The sequence below is a fragment of the Anabaena sp. CCY 9613 genome (assembly GCF_963920895.1).
GTDB lineage: Bacteria > Cyanobacteriota > Cyanobacteriia > Cyanobacteriales > Nostocaceae > Cyanocohniella.
This window is the reverse complement of record NZ_CAWUDE010000002.1, coordinates 146,152-162,902: the sequence shown is the minus strand read 5'-3', so window position 1 is coordinate 162,902 and position 16,751 is coordinate 146,152. Positions and strand designations below refer to the sequence as shown.

Sequence of the window (16,751 nt, the reverse complement as noted above, 5' to 3'; positions counted from 1 at the left end):
AGGGAGATAACCAAGATTAATCACTTGGTTGATTAAATACTTCTAAAATGTGTCGGCAAACTTGTTTGAGTTTGTCACCCACTTGTGGCGCAGGTGAAGAAATACCTACAAAACTCCAGTTTTCCACTGTAGATAGTCGCCACGCCTCACCTCGATGGTCAAATCCGGCGACTTCCAAACCAATAGCACGACGTGAGTGACTGATGGGGTCTTGATGAAAGCGGATTTGAATCAAGATACTGCGACTACGCCAAGACTTGCTGATCCCAGGAAAGTGAAAGCCGATATCTATAGAATCTGGATCTACTAACTCCCTGGTTTCAGGGTCATCCTTCCAAGGTTTAAGATCCGATTTAGCATCGGGAAACTCAAATTTAAACAAATTCACTACCGTAGCAATCTTGCTGGCGAGTTCAAGGTTTGTTGCTTGTTCAGCTGCATTCACAGAAAAACACTCCTATATTTTGCCGATCTATGGGGCATTGGACTACAGAAAAACCGCCAGAAAGCTTATCCTATTGGTGTTTCAGCTTATCAAGACCTTTTAGATTTAGCAAATTTAAAATTACGCTTTCCTCACAATTATGCTTGCCCACAACTGCTGATGAAGTCTTTTGGGATTGAGCAAGATTATCTTGGGTAATTATACTTAATTTTTTCCGAAAATATCCAGTAACTGCACTAAATTATGAAATGGCGCTTTATTTACCTGAAAAACATCGCTATTTGAAAACTCAGTTAATAACCATGATTCAAATTGTTGGATTAGCTTAATTTCTTCTAAATTAATACCAAATAAGTTTCTTAAGTAATTTATGGATTCATTTTGGTAAAGTTCAAAATTAATCTTGTTAATACATTTAAATTTAATTTTTTTACCGTATTGAAAACCTAAATCAAAAATAAGTAAATCTAATTCATGAAATTTATAAGGATGGGGATAAATAAATTTAGCAAAAAATTTGTATGTCCATAAATGTATTTTTTTAATCTCTGAATCATTACCCATCGTAAATCCAATTACAAAAGCTTCATCTTGAAATGAAATTCCTCGTCCCAAAAGTATATGAATATAATCATGATGACGAAGGCAAATTCTTCCAGGTAAAGATAAAGGACTTTCAGGATTTTCTAATAGCCAAACAAAAAAAGGTATTTTTGTTTCTTGTGTACCAAATACTGCTGAATATACATCTTTTAGCTGGAGATTAGCTATATGAAGTTGAAAACTTTCAGACAAATCAAAAGTCATTTATTTATATACTTTAATTTTAAATAAATGTTTCCAATTATTAAAAATATGACTAATTTATGAATAACTATTTGTTTTATGTATTGTATAGGCTTTAGTATAAAATTTTTATGTTTTTTGTCTTTTAACTGATAATTTATTGTGAAATTTAGTTTATTAAAATTTAGGCAAATATAAATAATAAATTATCTAATTAGTGCATGTATCTCATACAGCCATCTCTATCTTCACAATAGATATAGGACTCATATTTAATTTTTCAAACACATATAAGTATCTAGGCATAAATAAATTTAAAGTTTGTAGTAAGGACTTTAGTCCTGATAATCCTTGCTCTGAGCGATAAATCGCGGTTCTTCAGTTCATTTTATGGAACAGAATAATAAATAAAACATAAAGATAGGCTGAATTTATTGCTGTGAATGAGTTTTAAGTTTTTGAGCCTTTCTATAAAATTGCGATTTTAATGCTCCACCATAAAACCAACGCAAGAACCTAAATCGCTCACTACAAACTAGGAGTTTATTTTATATTTAATTATGTCTACCTACTTAGTAGACTGACATAGTTAAAAAAGTGTATTAGATATAGGTTACATTGACAAGCTTAAAGTGCTGGGTTCATCAGATAAAAAAAACAAAATTCAATCATGATCATGAATTATTCAACCCAATAAATTAGACTAGAGGCGCTACTACAATGTTTTCCCAATTTAGGCGTGTCATTCTATTAGAGTGTGTTATTAAAGCCGTAATACATCCTATATAATAGGAAAATTCTTTGAAAATTAAATCGGATTGCTATAGGATATTTATAGTTATTCTGTATCTAGGATGCTAGATTTGTTTGACGAAATCTTAAAAGGTTTTGTTTTTACGGGAAGAGTAATGATAAATTCAGTACCCTCACCTAAATTTGAGTTAACCTGAATCATTCCTTTATGCTTATCTACTATAATTTGGTAACTAATAGATAATCCCAGCCCAGTACCTTTGCCCACTGGTTTAGTAGTGAAAAAAGGATCAAATATTCTACTTTTTACTTTTTCTGTTATTCCTGAAGCATTATCTTTTATACTAATAATCACATAGTCTTCATTTTTAATTTTAGTATGAATAGTAATAGAATTAGTATAGTTTTTATTCCCTGATTTTAAATATTCTATTTCTTTTTGACGTAAAGCATCTATAGCGTTACTTAAAATATTCATAAATACTTGGTTTAATTTGCCGGCATAACATTCAACTAAAGGCAAATTACCATAATCTTTAAAAATTTGTATTTCTTGATAATTATTGCTGCCTTTAAGATTGTGCTGCAAAATTAATAATGTACTATTGATTCCTTCATGGATATTAACAGCTTTCATTTCTGCCTCATCAAGACGTGAAAAGTTGCGTAAAGTCAGCACAATTTCACGGATACGTTCAGCCCCAATTTCCATTGAAGCTAAAAGTTTTGGGATATCATCCATCACAAAGTTAAAATCTATTTCATCAATAAAATTAGCTATTCTGGGATGATAAAAACCTTCTTGTTGATATAGGTTAATTAAATTAATTAATTGTTGAATATATTCTTTAAAATGCATTAAGTTGCCATAAATAAAATTAACTGGATTATTAATTTCATGAGCAACGCCAGCCACTAACTGCCCTAGTGAAGACATTTTTTCACTTTGAATAAGTTGGACTTGAGCGTTTTGTAATTCTTGTAGTGTTTGTTGTAATTGAATATTTTGTTGATTTAATCTTTCTGTCCTTGTGACAACTTGTCTTTCTAAGGTAGAATTAGCTTCTGCCAAAGCAATTTGAGAGATTTTTTGAGCTGTTAAATATTTTTGTAATAAAGTTAATACTAAAAACCATGAGGGAATGAGAATGATTAAACTTATGATAGATATTAAGAATGCCCAAAGCACTCTTTGACGGTATTCACTTACTTTATTCTGCAAGGCAAGTAAAATATTATGATTTCTTTTGGCAACACCATCAGCATAAATTTGTTTTTGGAATTCATAATCTTGGCTGGATAATAAAATCTGCGCTGCACCTCTTTGATTATTTTTTACCAAATCAAAAGATTGGTACTCTAATGCAACTAGTATTTGATTAGCTGCATCAATTTTTTTGGTGTCTTTATTTTGATATGCTGCGGGAGCTAATTTAATAGATTCTTTAATGGCAGCCTCAAGTTGAGGTTCAAATTGACGGTAGCGTTGTTCCCAATATGAATTTCCTGTAGCAGCATTCATGCGAGCAGACATAGTTAAGACTTCATCAAAATAAGTAATTTTATCACTCAATATCTGTAGCTTAAATTCATGCTTGATAATATTATTGAAATTGCCATAAGCTTGCCAATTTAACCAAATTTGAGGCATAAACAACAGTATTGTTAATACAACTGTTATAGCTATTACTTGAGAGGCTCCCAATTTTGCTTTATCAGATAGATGCATTTTCATGGTGCAGTTATGGATAGCTTGATTTATAATTAAATATTAATTATGGTTTTGTTTTTTAAAATCAATAATTTGCAAAAAAAATATACTTTTTATAAAAATTAAATTAAAATTTAACCTATGATAAATAATTGAACTTTGTAGACTATAAAATCTTTTTTATTTCTTGTCTATACTTAAATAAAATAATTATTCTATTCTTTATATTTCTCTAAATCAGAATTAGTTATCATGAAATTTGCCTGGATGAGTAATTGTTATTTATATAAGATACAGAATTTGCATGTTTCAAAAATAAATAATATAAAATAATATTTCTCACTTCAATTCAAATTAATAAGCTTTATAAATATTCTCTTACAAAAACACTGCTGTCTGCAATTGAGCATGAGTAGTAAGGTTTTTCAGTAGATTGATCAGCACTGGTAACCAATCAGTTTCTCAATAACCTGGCTTAACTATAGTTTTTGAACACTTACTTATATTTTTTTACTAAATTCATGGCTGGTAATATTTACTAGAGTCATGTTACGACCACTCAATCTTGATAGTCTCCAGATTTAGTTTTCCCCAAAAGGTTCAAAAAATCTCAATCCGGTTCAGATATAGCGTTTTGTATATGAATATGACTACAGGCATAACTGGTAGCATCAAATTTAGGTGGCAGCAATTCTTACTCTTAAAATCAAATTGAGTTTATTTCAGTATGTGTGCGGTAATTACGCTTACCGTCCAGAAGACTGTGGTGGCCCGTGGGAATTTATAGCATAAAAGCAGGAATCCTAAGTAGGATATATGGCGAATTGGTAAGAAAGAAATCTTGGGTAAACAGTTAGACAATTAAAAGCATCAGCTTGTCCCATCAAATTAGTCAGGATGAGAGTAGCTACACATGCCGTAAGATTGCTATTTAGGCAGTTGACAGCGCCAAACTGAAACTACTAGAGTGACACTATTCATTGGCACACACAAAACACATTAAGTTCAGTTTATGGCGCGTCAACGCTCAATTTTTTCATTGATTCTAGTATTATTAGCCACATTCCTCATCAGTTGTGGTGGCCCTAGCGTCGCAGTTGCACCTCCAACTTACACCGCAGTTCAACTGGAGAGAATTCAGGAATACGTTCCGGCAATTCAAACTGTGCGCGATCGCGCAGACGAACTGAAAACCCTAATCTACAAAAAGGATTGGATTGATGTAAGTAATTTTATCCACGGGCCTATGGCAGAAGCTAGGTTGAGTATGAGTTATGTCGCTCCCAACCTACTGCCCGATGACCAACCCATAGCACGTCAAATTACACGAGATTTGCTGGATCACCTAGTTAAAATCGATCAAGCTGCTGGTCAGGGTAATACTCAACTTGCCTTGAGTAACTACCAAGCCGCTGTTACAGACATTAACAAGTTCTTCCAACTGCTTCCTAGTATAAGTACTAACGCTGAGGCAAGTTAGACACAAGTTAACATGGGTAGAGGGAAGCTTTTTTGCAGTTTTTCTCTCTACCTCTAGATGAGTTGTGAAAAAAGAAGCTAGGGGCTAGGGACTAAAAGCTAGAGAAGATATTTCCTGCTTAGTTTACAGACGTATGTCTGTTATGGGCAAAAGCAATGAAATTGAATTTACTTCCACCAAAACGTATTTTTTGGCTCAGTATATTTTCCTCAGCTATATTGAGTTCCCCCCTTTCTAGCCTAGCCTTGACGGTTAAAGAAGTCCCTAATCCCCAACAGAGGTCTGGTGATTGGGTAACTGATATGGCAGGTATTCTCAGCGATGAGACAGAAGCCCAAATTAATCAGATGATTGCTGATTTAGAGGCGAAAAATGGTACAGAAATGGCCGTGGTCACAGTACCAAAAACTGCCCCAGCAGCTTCTCCCAAGGAATTTGCTACTGAATTATTCAACTATTGGGGAATTGGTAAAAAAGGACAAGATAATGGTGTATTGTTCTTAATTTCAGTAGGCGATCGCCGGGTTGAAATTGAGACTGGTTATGGTGTTGAGGCGATTTTACCTGATGCCAAAGTCGGTAACATTATCGATACCCAAATTATCCCGCGATTTAAACAAGGGGATTTTGCAGGTGGCACACTGGCGGGAACGAAAGCGCTGGTAATTGTTTTAACAGCTGATCCTGATCAGGTCAGTACTCTACCCACAACAGAAGTCACTGCGGATAACCCGAACTCATGGGGAGGATTACCTATAGTAGCTGGGGGTGGATTATTTGCCATAGGAATCGGAACGGCTGTTTATTTTCTGAGTCATCCTCGGAAAATTCGGCTGAAACCAGAAGGACAGACACGCATAAAACAAGGCAATTACAGTTTTTTGTGTGCTGATTGCCAACAGCCAATGGAAAAAGTAGATGCAAGCATGGTTCGGCCGCATCTGAATTTAGCGGAAAATGCAGCACAAAATTTAGGTAGTGTCAACTTTGAAGGTTGGAAATGTCTCCATTGCCACCAGCAACCAACTGATAAGGGATTTCATCTGGTTGCCTTAACAAACAATTCATCTCGATTTGGGTACTGTCCTGACTGTCAAGAATTGACTGTTACTCATAATAAAAAAACTATCAAACAACCCACGCGATATAGTGAGGGACAACGACTGATTATCAGTCAATGCAATCATTGTACGTATCATTACGAAAGAAAAGAAACCATTCCTCGTTTGCCGCCCCCTTCCAGTGACAGTTTTGGCGGTGGTAGTAGTGGTGGTGGTAGCAGTGGTGGCGGTGGCAGTTTTGGCGGTGGTAGTAGCGGCGGCGGTGGTAGCGGCGGGAGTTGGTAAATGCTATTTTCCTTAATTCCTAACCCATGAATTAATTCATTAAGAGTCAATTCCGACTGATATCTGATAGAGGAAAATATGAAATTAAATTTCCTAAAACCAAAACGGATTTTTCTGTTAGGTATATTTTCAGCATCTATAGTCCTTTCGCCGTTTTCTAGCCTCGCCTTAACAGTGGAAGAAGTGCCGAATACTCGACAAATATCGGGTGGTTGGGTAACTGATATGGCAGATATTCTCAGCGATGAGACAGAAGCCCAAATTAATCAGATGATTGCTGATTTAGAGGCGAAAAATGGTACAGAAATGGCCGTGGTCACAGTACCAAAAACTGCCCCAGCAGCTTCTCCCAAGGAATTTGCTACTGAATTATTCAACTATTGGGGAATTGGTAAAAAAGGACAAGATAATGGTGTATTGTTCTTAATTTCAGTAGGCGATCGCCGGGTAGAAATAGAAACGGGTTACGGTGTTGAGGCGATTTTACCTGATGCCAAAGTCGGAAATATTATCAATAGCAAAATTACCCCGCGATTTAAACAAGGTGATTTTTCAGGTGGTACACTGGCGGGAACCAAAGCATTAGTAGTGGTTTTAGGTTCTGATTCTCAGCCCCCAGGATTATTTAATAGAATCATTCAATCTCATATTGATCGATTACTATCATCGGATTTATCAGAATTCAAACTTGATGGTCGCATACAATTCTTCGGATGTGTATTAGCCATGTGGTTGTACTGGTTAAACACGAAGATTACCCGACTTCAGAAAATTCTGTTACATCCAGAAGATCGGACAAGAAGAAAACAAGGTTATTATGTTTTTTGCTGTATTGAGTGTAAGAAACGCATGAAAAAAATAAATTTCAAAAGCGTTGCACCACATCTCAAAATCAAGGAACAAACAGCACAAAAGTTAGGTAGTGTCAAATTTGAGGGGTGGCAATGTCTCACTTGTTCTAAGCAGTCAACTGGTAGGGGATTTCATTTAATTGGTCTGGAAAGTACTTTATATAAGTTTGACATCTGCCCTCACTGTAAAGAATATACCGTTACTCGCACTGATAAAATTATTAAACGAGCCACCCAATATCGTGAGGGCAAAAAACTGGTGAAGCATAAATGCCACCATTGTAATTATTACCAGGAAACCGAGAAAATAATTCCCCGCTTACCTCCTCCTTCTTCCAGCAGTGGTGGTGGTTATGGTGGTGGTGGTGATTATGGTGGTGGTAGTAGTGGCGGCGGTGGTGCTGGAGGGAGTTGGTAAAGATGATGAAGAATCCAGAAGAAAGAATCCCCGAAGAAGTAGCACCAGAGGTGTTGGAGTTAGCCTCCCGCTATTATACCGAACAGACTCAAGGTTACTATTCTGCTGAGTTGATAGCCGCAGGACAGGAAGTTGATATCCCTGTGGAGTTTATTCAGCAAGCAATTCAAGATGTTAAAAAACGAGAACAGGAAAAACAAGCAGCTGAACAACAGTCAGCCAAATTTCGTCAAAAAGTCTTGATGATTGGCGCAGGTATAGTAGCAGCATTCGCCGTCTGGACTGGCTGGACTTACAACTCCATGCAAAGCAGTGGTAACAGAGTAGATGCAGCCTGGGCGCAAGTAGAAAACCAACTCCAGCGACGTGCTAACTTGATACCCAATCTGGTAAATGTCACCCAAGCATATGCCACACAAGAACAAGAGTTAGTTGCTTTATTAGAGCGATCGCGTCAAACTTATTTACAAGCTGCTACTCCCGCAGAAAAAGCAGAGGCTACAGCACAAGTCAATCAAGCAATTGATAGTTTTAGTAAATATGCAGCCGCTAATCCTCAATTGCAATCTAGTCAATTATTTACCAATCTTCAGTACGAGTTAACGGGTACAGAAAATCGCCTAGCTGTGGAACGGATGCGCTACAACCAAGCCGTACAAACCCATAACCAAAAAATTCAAAGTTTTCCCAACTTGTTGGTAGCTAATATGTTTGGCTTTGAGAAGCAGGAATTTTTCCCAGCGACAGGGGATTTTAAATAAACTTGATCATCGTATATAAAGTATATTCCCCTAGTCCCTAGTCTCAAAAAGAAATGCATATAGTCATTATCGGTTGTGGTGTCGTAGGAGCTGCGATCGCCTATGAACTTAGCCAAGTCCAGAACCTCAAAATTACAGTTCTCGACCGTCAACCACCCGCCCAAGCTTCTACAGGTGCAGCGCTGGGGGTTTTAATGGGTGTCATTAGCCATAAAATCAAAGGCAGGGCTTGGCAACGACGACAAACTAGCATCCAACGCTACGAAACCTTAATTCCCGAATTAGAGGCGATTACCAATCGGCAAATTCCCTTTAACCGTCAAGGTATTCTTAGTCTGTTCGGGGAAGATGAAAATGTGGCCGGGTGGGAAAATCTGGCAGCTATTCGCCATTCCCAAGGCTGGAAATTAGAAATTTGGGACACAGCTAAACTCAAAACTTTTTGTCCCCAAGTCCATAACACCAAAATTACGGGTGCTGTTTATTCTCCCCAAGACCGACAACTGAATCCGACTACGTTGACGTTGGCTTTAGTTGAGGCAGCCCAATACAACGGGGTAACGTTTAAATTTGGGGTGAATGTTTTAGGAATTGAACCAGATAACATAGAAACCACAGCAGGCAAAATTTTTGCTGATTGGATTGTTGTATCTGCGGGATTGGGTTCGACATCACTGACAAAGCAAACAATTAATATTCGTCCAGTGCTAGGACAAGCTTTACAGATACGTCTAGAACAACCATTAGGCAATCCCGACTTTCAGCCGGTGGTTACGGGTAACGATGTGCATATTGTCCCTGTGGGAAATGGTAATTACTGGGTGGGCGCAACAGTGGAGTTCCCTGGTAATAGCGATGAAATTCCACCTAACCAAGAATTATTAAATCAAGTTTGGCAGCAAGCGATCGCCTTTTGTCCAAATTTAGCCACAGCTACAATTATCCGCACTTGGTCTGGTTTACGTCCCCGTCCAGAAAATCGCCCGGCACCAGTCATTGACAAACTACCAGGCTTTAGTAACGTTTTGTTAGCTACCGGACACTACCGCAATGGGGTTTTACTAGCACCCGCAACAGCAGACGCAATTCGTGAGATGATAATTTCTAATGATTATAAAAAATAGCTTTTGATAATTTTGGCTTTGAAAGCTTGGGTAAGAAGAATTTATAGGAAAATGGCGTGTCTTTAACAGAACATAAAATCACAGTAGATTCTCTAGAATGGTTTTATCGGGAGTCTGAACCTATTGGCAGAACAGATTTACTGCCTGTAGTATTACTACACGGTTTAGTATCACAAAGTTACAGTTGGCGGAATATTATGCCTGCTTTAGCTAGTCAGGGAACAAGAGCGATCGCGCCTGATTGGATTGGTTATGGCTTTTCGGGAAAACCAGAAAAACGCGATTTTGCCTACACACCTGATACATTTATTACCGCCTTAGAAAAATTTATCAACGCGTTAGAAATAGATCGTTTTTCCTTAGTTGTCCAAGGATATTTAGGTTCTGTAGGCTTACAATATGCCTTGCGCCACCCCGAACAAATTGCTAACATCGCTATTTTAAATACACCGATTTCCACCACTGCCAAATTACCTTGGAAAATTAAACAAATGGGTTTGCCCTTGGCAGGTGAAATGATAACTCAAGACCCCTTACTAGTTGATCGAACCCTCGAAGGTGGTAGTCGCTACCGCATTGAAGATAAAGATTTAGATGTTTATCGCAAACCGTTTTTGAAAGCTTCAGTTACGGGGCGGAGTCTTCTAGCAACAATTCGCAATTTGCAACTTGACTCAGCAATGGCAGAAATTGAATCTGGCTTTCAACAATGGCAACAGCCAATCCTTCTTCAGTGGGGTATGATTGATCCTTGGTTACCCATAGACGTAGCCGAAAAGTTTGCCAATTCTGTACCTGATGCCGAATTAATAAAACTTAATAACGTCGGGCATTATCCTCAAGAACATTACCACAAAACGATTTTAGAAGACCTGCTGCCATTTGTACGCCGCACAGCGAGCTAATGCGAATATAAATCTAGCAAAAATCGATATTATAAACAAGAAGCCATATCTAAAAGCAGAGAAACACCGATAAATTATTTGAGTTTCTTTAACTTTAAGTATGGTTAAGGTTAAGAAAATATGGTTTTGTGCCGGGTTTATAATCATATCTAAGACCGCATTTGTGAACTTTTTATTACAACTAAAAAGGTATCAAAACCACACTGATGGAGATTTGGGTTCATGGCTTATTCCTGGTTTAAAGCATTTCATATTGTAGGCATTGTAGTTTGGTTTGCGGGGTTATTCTACCTGGTACGTTTGTTTATTTATCATGTGGAAGCTAACCAAGAACCAGAACCAGCAAGAACGATACTGAAAAATCAGTATCAAATTATGGAGAAGCGCCTCTACAATATCATCACTACTCCAGGGATGTTGGTAACGGTGGCAATGGCTATAGGCTTATTAAGTACTGAACCAGAAGTCTTAAAACAGAGTTGGATACACGTTAAACTGTTATTTGTTGCTCTCTTAATTGGTTATCATCATTACTGTAGTCGTCTAATGAAACAATTAGCCGCAGATGAATGTCGTTGGAGTGGACAACAGTTAAGGGCCTTAAATGAAGCACCAACTGTAATGTTGGTAGTAATTGTTTTACTGGCTGTATTTAAAAATAGTTTGCCTACAGATATTACAGCTTGGGGCATTTTTGCATTGATTATTTTTATGGCAGTGACTATTCAGCTTTATGCCAAAAAACGCAGACGTGATAAAGAGAAATTAATGGGCCAAATAGGACAAGTAGCCCAAGAACAAAGTTAGATTAGATTAGGGAGCATTATAAGTTTAACAAAATAACAGGCGAAGATAAATCGTGCGTCAGTTGCTCATGAAAGAAACCCAGATCCACTGCGTTGAATTCTGGGTTTCTTATCTACAGGACTTACGTAAGTGTCACAAAAAATAAAAAATTTTGCTTGTAGTAAGGGCTTTAGCCCTTATCTTGTCAAGCCCTGCGGGCATAGTTGCGCTTACCGCGGAGCGTCTCACCAAGAGGACTAAAGTCCTCACTACAAACTTAAAATAATATGCCAGTTGCGTAAGTCCTAATTTAATTTTACAAAAATTTGTATCACATAGAATCACAACATGGCTATTGTGCAAGAGTTGCTCTTACCTCTTTGCGCGATTTATTAGATTTGTTTATATTGGTCACTTCTATAAAATTTTGCATTTTAATTCATTTTGACTCAACTGATTCTAGGTGAGTCGGGAAGAATAAGGCTTGAGATTATTGTTTTTAGCTACATTCAAGAGATGTTGAACGTGAGCTTTCTTTATTTATAAGTATTTTATTGAATAGTGTACGGCTTTTTATCTTTATAGGATTAGGCGAGCAGTTTTGTAAAAAAGCAGCTTTTAAAAAAAATTCATAGTAATGACACCAAACAAAAAAAGATTGGATTAATATAGAAATTGAAGTAATATTTATAACATTTATATGGCTATGCGAGACGCAGATAAGGATCGTCGCAAAAATCTTCCTATCAAAAATACCAATCCACCTGCGAAGGAACCACTATCTTATCATGAGCTGAAACAGCTTTTGATGAATGCCCGTGCCAAAGCACTTCAATTGGAACAACGTGCGAAAGAAAATCAGGAAGCTGTATCTCTACTTACTCAAGTTCAGCAAGAGAACCAAGCTTACCAAGTTGAAGTTAAAGAATTAAAAGCATATGCTACACAAAGTTATCAGAAATATCTTAATGAACAAAAAAATTATCAGCAGGCTGTATCTCGTTATCATGAAGAAAGAGCAAGAGCAACTGAATTACTTACCAAATATGAGGAAGTTAAGTCCGAGAGAGACAATTATGTAATTTTATATAATGAGGCACAAGCACAACTTAAATTTGAGCGCCGTTCCAAGGCTGGTATTAAGGGATGGGAAACTCGTCGTAAAGCTGAGAATGAAAGGCTAAAACGGGAAATTTCCGAAATGGTTGTTCTACTGCGCGAATCTTTAGAAAGTAAGGATGAGGCTATAAATAACCTCTATGTTGTAGCAGAGCGTATGGATAGAATTCAATCCCTGGTTGATTCAGTAGAAAACGAAACAACAGGTAATCCTGTCGGTTTGGTACAAAAATTTAAACGTATTTGGCTTGCAATTAAAGAGATTATTTCAGAATAAACAAGCGCCCTTATGACTGAAAAACCAGCATCGACTACAGGAAATAAAAGAAAAAATCAAAGTAAAGCTAAGTTGGGAGAGCAAATTCGTAATATTGCTGATAGGCTTAAACAAGAGACTGAGATGCAGATCAAAGCAACTTCACGTATTTTAGGTGCAGCATCTCAAATTTATGAAAATCATAACCGACTTATTAATGAGGTGGTTGATATGGTTGAAGAAGACCTTAACCAACAAACGCAGACATATGAAAAGTATATTTATACAGTTAAAAATCTCAAACAGAAGTTTAAAACATTTAGTGAAGCAAAGGCTCATTTTAAACTTAAAGCTAATAGTTGGGAACTCCTTGCTAACAAACTAAATGATTCATCTCCTCAAAAGCTTATACCTGCGACTCAACTTTATTCATCTCAAGACATAGAGGGTGACGATATAGAAAAATTTGCACAAAACGGAAACCACTCGGAAGAGTTGACAGTGTATTTAGATGCAGATGTCGCAGAAATGTTTCCTAATTCTCAAGCAGTAAATGAAGCTTTACGTTTTCTAATTAGAGTTACAACTAAAAATAGTTTCTGAATCACTAATCAAAAAGCATTTACAGGTGATTGCTCAATTAATTAAAAAAAATTCTTATTTGTAAAGACCTTTGTTTTCCCTAGATGTCAATCAGTGTAAAAACAGGTTTTGGGTGAGTTTTAATGGTTTTATTAAATTTTAAGTAAAAAATCTCCTATTGCAATTTTTCGCAACAGGAGATCGATGTTAAGTTCGTCAGGTGATCGGAATAGCTACTTATTTAGTATTAATTACCAGGACTTTAATTCCTCCTGAAGATAGATAAATAGTAACTAGATATTTTGACAAAATCCTGAAAGTATTACTAAGCAATGGATTCAACTCTAACCTAAGTTTTTATCCCTAACTTCAGAATGAAAAAGCCCCATTACTGTGTAACAGCAGCAGGGCAGTGGTACGATGTGAGGAGCAAACAAATGTTTGCTTAAATAAAGCATATACAGTTAATATGTCAATTTAATGACAACAATGTGAAAGCTTTGCGTCATTGTCAGTTAAAAGCTACAACATTTTTTCTAAGAATTGCTGGGCGCGATCGCACCGAGGATGAGTAAAAAACTCACCAGGAGTACTATCTTCAGCTAACCTACCTTGGTCGAGGAACATAATCCGACTAGCAACTTCTCTCGCAAACCCCATTTCGTGGGTCACAATTGCCATTGTGATTCCAGTTTGGGCTAAAGCTTTCATCACTTCCAGCACATCCTTGACCATTTCTGGATCTAAAGCCGAAGTGGGTTCATCAAATAATATCATCTCTGGTTCCATTGCCAACGCGCGGGCGATCGCTACCCGTTGTTTCTGTCCTCCCGATAGTTTGGCTGGGTAAACATGGGCTTTTTCTTGTAGCCCCACTTTCGTTAACAACTCCAACCCTTTTGCTTGTGCTAGGTGCTTATCTACCTTTTTCACCTTCATCGGTGCATAGGTGACATTTTGCAGCACCGTCATGTGGGGAAACAAATTAAAGTGTTGAAACACCATCCCCAACCTTTGGCGGATATCAGCAATGTTGACTTTGGGATGAGTGATTTCTTGTTTATGAAAGTAAATTCTGCCTTTGGTGGGGCGTTCTAGTAAATTCATACAGCGCAAAAAAGTAGACTTACCAGAACCAGAAGGGCCTAAAATAGCCACTACTTCCCCTGGGTAAATCTCCGTGGAAATATCTTTGAGGACATGGAGTTGGCCAAAAGATTTACACAATGATTCCGTGCGAATTATGGCATTACTCACTGCGTCGCAATCTCCTTTCTAAACTCGATGCACCAAAGGTCATTCCCATCACCAGAACGTAATAAATTAACCCTGCAAACAGCAAAGGTTCAAAGTAAATATATCTATTGGCACCGACAATTTGAGCGCTGCGTAATATTTCCACAACACCAATGGTAGACACCAACGCTGAATCTTTGAGCAATCCAATGGTTTCATTGACCAATGCCGGTAAAATATTTTTCAAAGCCTGAGGCAAAATAATATCCCACATCATTAACCAGTAGGAAACACCCATCGACATAACCGCTTCACTCTGACCCTTATCTACCGCTTGAATACCCCCCCGGATAGTTTCCGACATATAAGCCCCAGAGTTGAGGGTAAAGGTCAGTACTCCGGCTTCTAATGCCGAAATATCATAACCTGTCAGCTGGGGTGTGGCGTAGTAAACCAATGCCAACTGTAACAACAGAGGTGTACCGCGAAATACCGAAGTATAGACATTAGCAATCCAGGTCAGTACTTTGATGCCAGTAATTTTCAATAAAGAAAGTACAGTACCCCAAATCAACCCTAAAAATACAGATAACAGTGTGAATAACAAAGTTAGGGGGATACCCTGAAGAATAAAGGGGATATCTGGGAGGATTCTCCGAAAATCCAGATTTAGTCTACCTGGGGGAGAAGTCGGGGATGCAGTATCAGTAGTAGTTTGGGAAAACCATTTAGCTGCTAGCTTTTCCAGTTCCCCACTATCTTGCATTTGTTGTAAAACGCGATTAAACGGCTCCACCAAAGGAGAACCTTGAGGAAAGGCGATCGCCGAGCCACTTGCCTCTTCAGAAGGAATCACATTAAACTCTAAATCTGGATTAGCTTGGGCAAATCCTTGAGCTACAGTATCCTCAACAATGGCCGCATCAATACGCCCAGCTTTCAGTTCCTGCACTACTTCCGGTACTCTATTGAGTTGCTTGAGCTGAATACCCGCCACCTTGGCGGAAATTTTCTGAGCATTTTGCTCTTGGATAGTTCCCAGTTGTACCCCAACCCTTTTAGTTGCAAGGTCTTGTGGCTGTGTGAGGTTACTACCCTTGATAGCGACAATTGTGTCTTTAGCTTCGTAATAAATAATTGAGAAATCTATATTTTTCTTACGTTCTGGAGTGGGAGTCATCCCAGCCATGACAAAATCCGCCCGATTTGACTGGAGTGCAGGAATTAAGCCATTAAAATCGGACTCCATAATCTTGAGACTAAAACCCAGTTCTCTAGCCAGAGTATTAGCAATATCAATATCAAAGCCCACAATTTCGCGTTTACCCCCCTGAGTGTCATAAAACTCATAAGGGGGATAATCTGGCGAAGTCATCATCGTCAACGATGCTTTGCCTACCGAAGAAGCTTGTAGGGGATGGCTATGACCCAAAATCAGCGAGATCAAGACCATAGCAGCAAATAGCACAGACAATAGCCATGCTCTGGGTTTTTTCATCGCCTTGCAAAAGTCAATTTTATGAATTGAACCACAAATAAGCACCGATGAACATTAAATTTGCCAAAATAATGCTGATGCTGAACCCCTCGTCCCATCAGGCTTTGGCAAGGGTTAACTATCTGTTAACTATTGACTGTGTACAAATCGTTGAATTATATGTCATCTTAGAGAGTGAGAATTAATTCGGTGACAGTGTTTGTTTTTAGTATTGACAGGTTTTTCCCTTTTAGTATTTACAGACTTTCTCCGAAATTTAAATCTCTACACAGTGATGGTTTTGGAGATACTCGATGTCAATTTATGTAGGTAACCTCTCGTACGAAGTTACAGATGATGATCTTAGAGGTGTTTTTGCAGAATACGGTTCTGTAAAGCGTGTTCAGCTACCTACTGACCGCGAAACAGGTCGTCCGAGAGGCTTTGCCTTTGTCGAAATGGGCGCAGAAGCTGAAGAAACAGCAGCTATTGAAGCTCTTGATGGTGCTGAGTGGATGGGTCGCGCTTTAAAAGTCAATAAAGCTAAACCCAGAGAAGACAGAGGTTCCTCTGGTGGTGGTAACCGTGGAGGATACGGCGGTGGCGGTTCTCGTAATCGCTACTAAGCTTTGCAACAAAAAGTTGTATCTAGAGTCTTAAGGCCAGACCAGATGTCTGCCTTTTTTTGTATTCTAGTAAACTGGGTATCTTCCAC

The 16,751-nt window shown here is 37.9% G+C and carries 15 protein-coding genes; 10 read left to right on the top strand and 5 right to left on the bottom strand.

The annotated features are described in order from the left end of the window. Positions 1 to 16: 16 nt before the first annotated feature. The 3 genes from ACM0OT_RS02540 to ACM0OT_RS02530 all read right to left on the bottom strand — a co-directional run bounded on the left by ACM0OT_RS02540 (position 17) and on the right by ACM0OT_RS02530 (position 3,713). Positions 17 to 445, bottom strand: a complete 429-nt coding sequence (locus ACM0OT_RS02540; protein ID WP_414562461.1) for a hypothetical protein — start codon at positions 443 to 445, stop codon at positions 17 to 19. Between the two features lie 204 nt (positions 446 to 649). Continuing rightward, positions 650 to 1,252 (bottom strand): hypothetical protein, encoded by a 603-nt coding sequence (locus ACM0OT_RS02535; RefSeq protein ID WP_414562459.1) that lies wholly within the window; start codon positions 1,250 to 1,252, stop codon positions 650 to 652. Positions 1,253 to 2,069: 817 nt separating this feature from the next. Next, complete coding sequence (locus ACM0OT_RS02530) at positions 2,070 to 3,713, bottom strand: sensor histidine kinase (protein WP_414562457.1); 1,644 nt, start codon at positions 3,711 to 3,713, stop codon at positions 2,070 to 2,072. Positions 3,714 to 4,707: 994 nt separating this feature from the next. Between ACM0OT_RS02530 and psbQ the strand changes: the two genes are divergently transcribed. The 9 genes from psbQ (at position 4,708) to ACM0OT_RS02485 (ending at position 13,344) form a co-directional block, all read left to right on the top strand. Continuing rightward, positions 4,708 to 5,175, top strand: a complete 468-nt coding sequence (gene psbQ, locus ACM0OT_RS02525) for a photosystem II protein PsbQ (protein ID WP_414562455.1) — start codon at positions 4,708 to 4,710, stop codon at positions 5,173 to 5,175. Positions 5,176 to 5,330: 155 nt separating this feature from the next. Next, entirely contained in the window at positions 5,331 to 6,521 is a 1,191-nt protein-coding gene (locus ACM0OT_RS02520) for a TPM domain-containing protein (RefSeq protein WP_414562453.1), read from the top strand. A gap of 78 nt (positions 6,522 to 6,599) precedes the next feature. Further along, complete coding sequence (locus ACM0OT_RS02515; RefSeq protein WP_414562451.1) at positions 6,600 to 7,790, top strand: TPM domain-containing protein; 1,191 nt, start codon at positions 6,600 to 6,602, stop codon at positions 7,788 to 7,790. A gap of 2 nt (positions 7,791 to 7,792) precedes the next feature. Next, positions 7,793 to 8,551 (top strand): LemA family protein, encoded by a 759-nt coding sequence (locus tag ACM0OT_RS02510; protein WP_414562449.1) that lies wholly within the window; start codon positions 7,793 to 7,795, stop codon positions 8,549 to 8,551. 53 nt (positions 8,552 to 8,604) lie between these two features. Beyond that, positions 8,605 to 9,675 (top strand): NAD(P)/FAD-dependent oxidoreductase, encoded by a 1,071-nt coding sequence (locus tag ACM0OT_RS02505; RefSeq protein ID WP_414562447.1) that lies wholly within the window; start codon positions 8,605 to 8,607, stop codon positions 9,673 to 9,675. Positions 9,676 to 9,731: 56 nt separating this feature from the next. Further along, on the top strand, positions 9,732 to 10,580 hold the full coding sequence (locus ACM0OT_RS02500) for an alpha/beta fold hydrolase (protein WP_414562446.1): 849 nt from the start codon (positions 9,732 to 9,734) through the stop codon (positions 10,578 to 10,580). A 222-nt stretch (positions 10,581 to 10,802) separates the two neighbouring features. After that, on the top strand, positions 10,803 to 11,387 hold the full coding sequence (gene hemJ, locus ACM0OT_RS02495; RefSeq protein WP_414562444.1) for a protoporphyrinogen oxidase HemJ: 585 nt from the start codon (positions 10,803 to 10,805) through the stop codon (positions 11,385 to 11,387). A 679-nt stretch (positions 11,388 to 12,066) separates the two neighbouring features. Continuing rightward, positions 12,067 to 12,762, top strand: a complete 696-nt coding sequence (locus tag ACM0OT_RS02490) for a hypothetical protein (RefSeq protein ID WP_414562442.1) — start codon at positions 12,067 to 12,069, stop codon at positions 12,760 to 12,762. A 12-nt stretch (positions 12,763 to 12,774) separates the two neighbouring features. After that, positions 12,775 to 13,344 (top strand): hypothetical protein, encoded by a 570-nt coding sequence (locus ACM0OT_RS02485; protein ID WP_414562441.1) that lies wholly within the window; start codon positions 12,775 to 12,777, stop codon positions 13,342 to 13,344. Positions 13,345 to 13,845: 501 nt separating this feature from the next. Here the strand turns inward: ACM0OT_RS02485 and ACM0OT_RS02480 are convergent. After that, positions 13,846 to 14,568, bottom strand: coding sequence for an amino acid ABC transporter ATP-binding protein (locus ACM0OT_RS02480; RefSeq protein ID WP_414562845.1), 723 nt, complete (start codon positions 14,566 to 14,568; stop codon positions 13,846 to 13,848). Positions 14,569 to 14,572: 4 nt separating this feature from the next. After that, a complete protein-coding gene (locus tag ACM0OT_RS02475) occupies positions 14,573 to 16,057 on the bottom strand; it encodes an ABC transporter permease subunit (protein WP_414562439.1) in 1,485 nt (494 codons plus the stop codon). A gap of 293 nt (positions 16,058 to 16,350) precedes the next feature. On the opposite strand from ACM0OT_RS02475, the gene ACM0OT_RS02470 reads away from it, so the two are divergent. Then, complete coding sequence (locus tag ACM0OT_RS02470) at positions 16,351 to 16,662, top strand: RNA recognition motif domain-containing protein (RefSeq protein ID WP_414543478.1); 312 nt, start codon at positions 16,351 to 16,353, stop codon at positions 16,660 to 16,662. Positions 16,663 to 16,751: the final 89 nt, after the last annotated feature.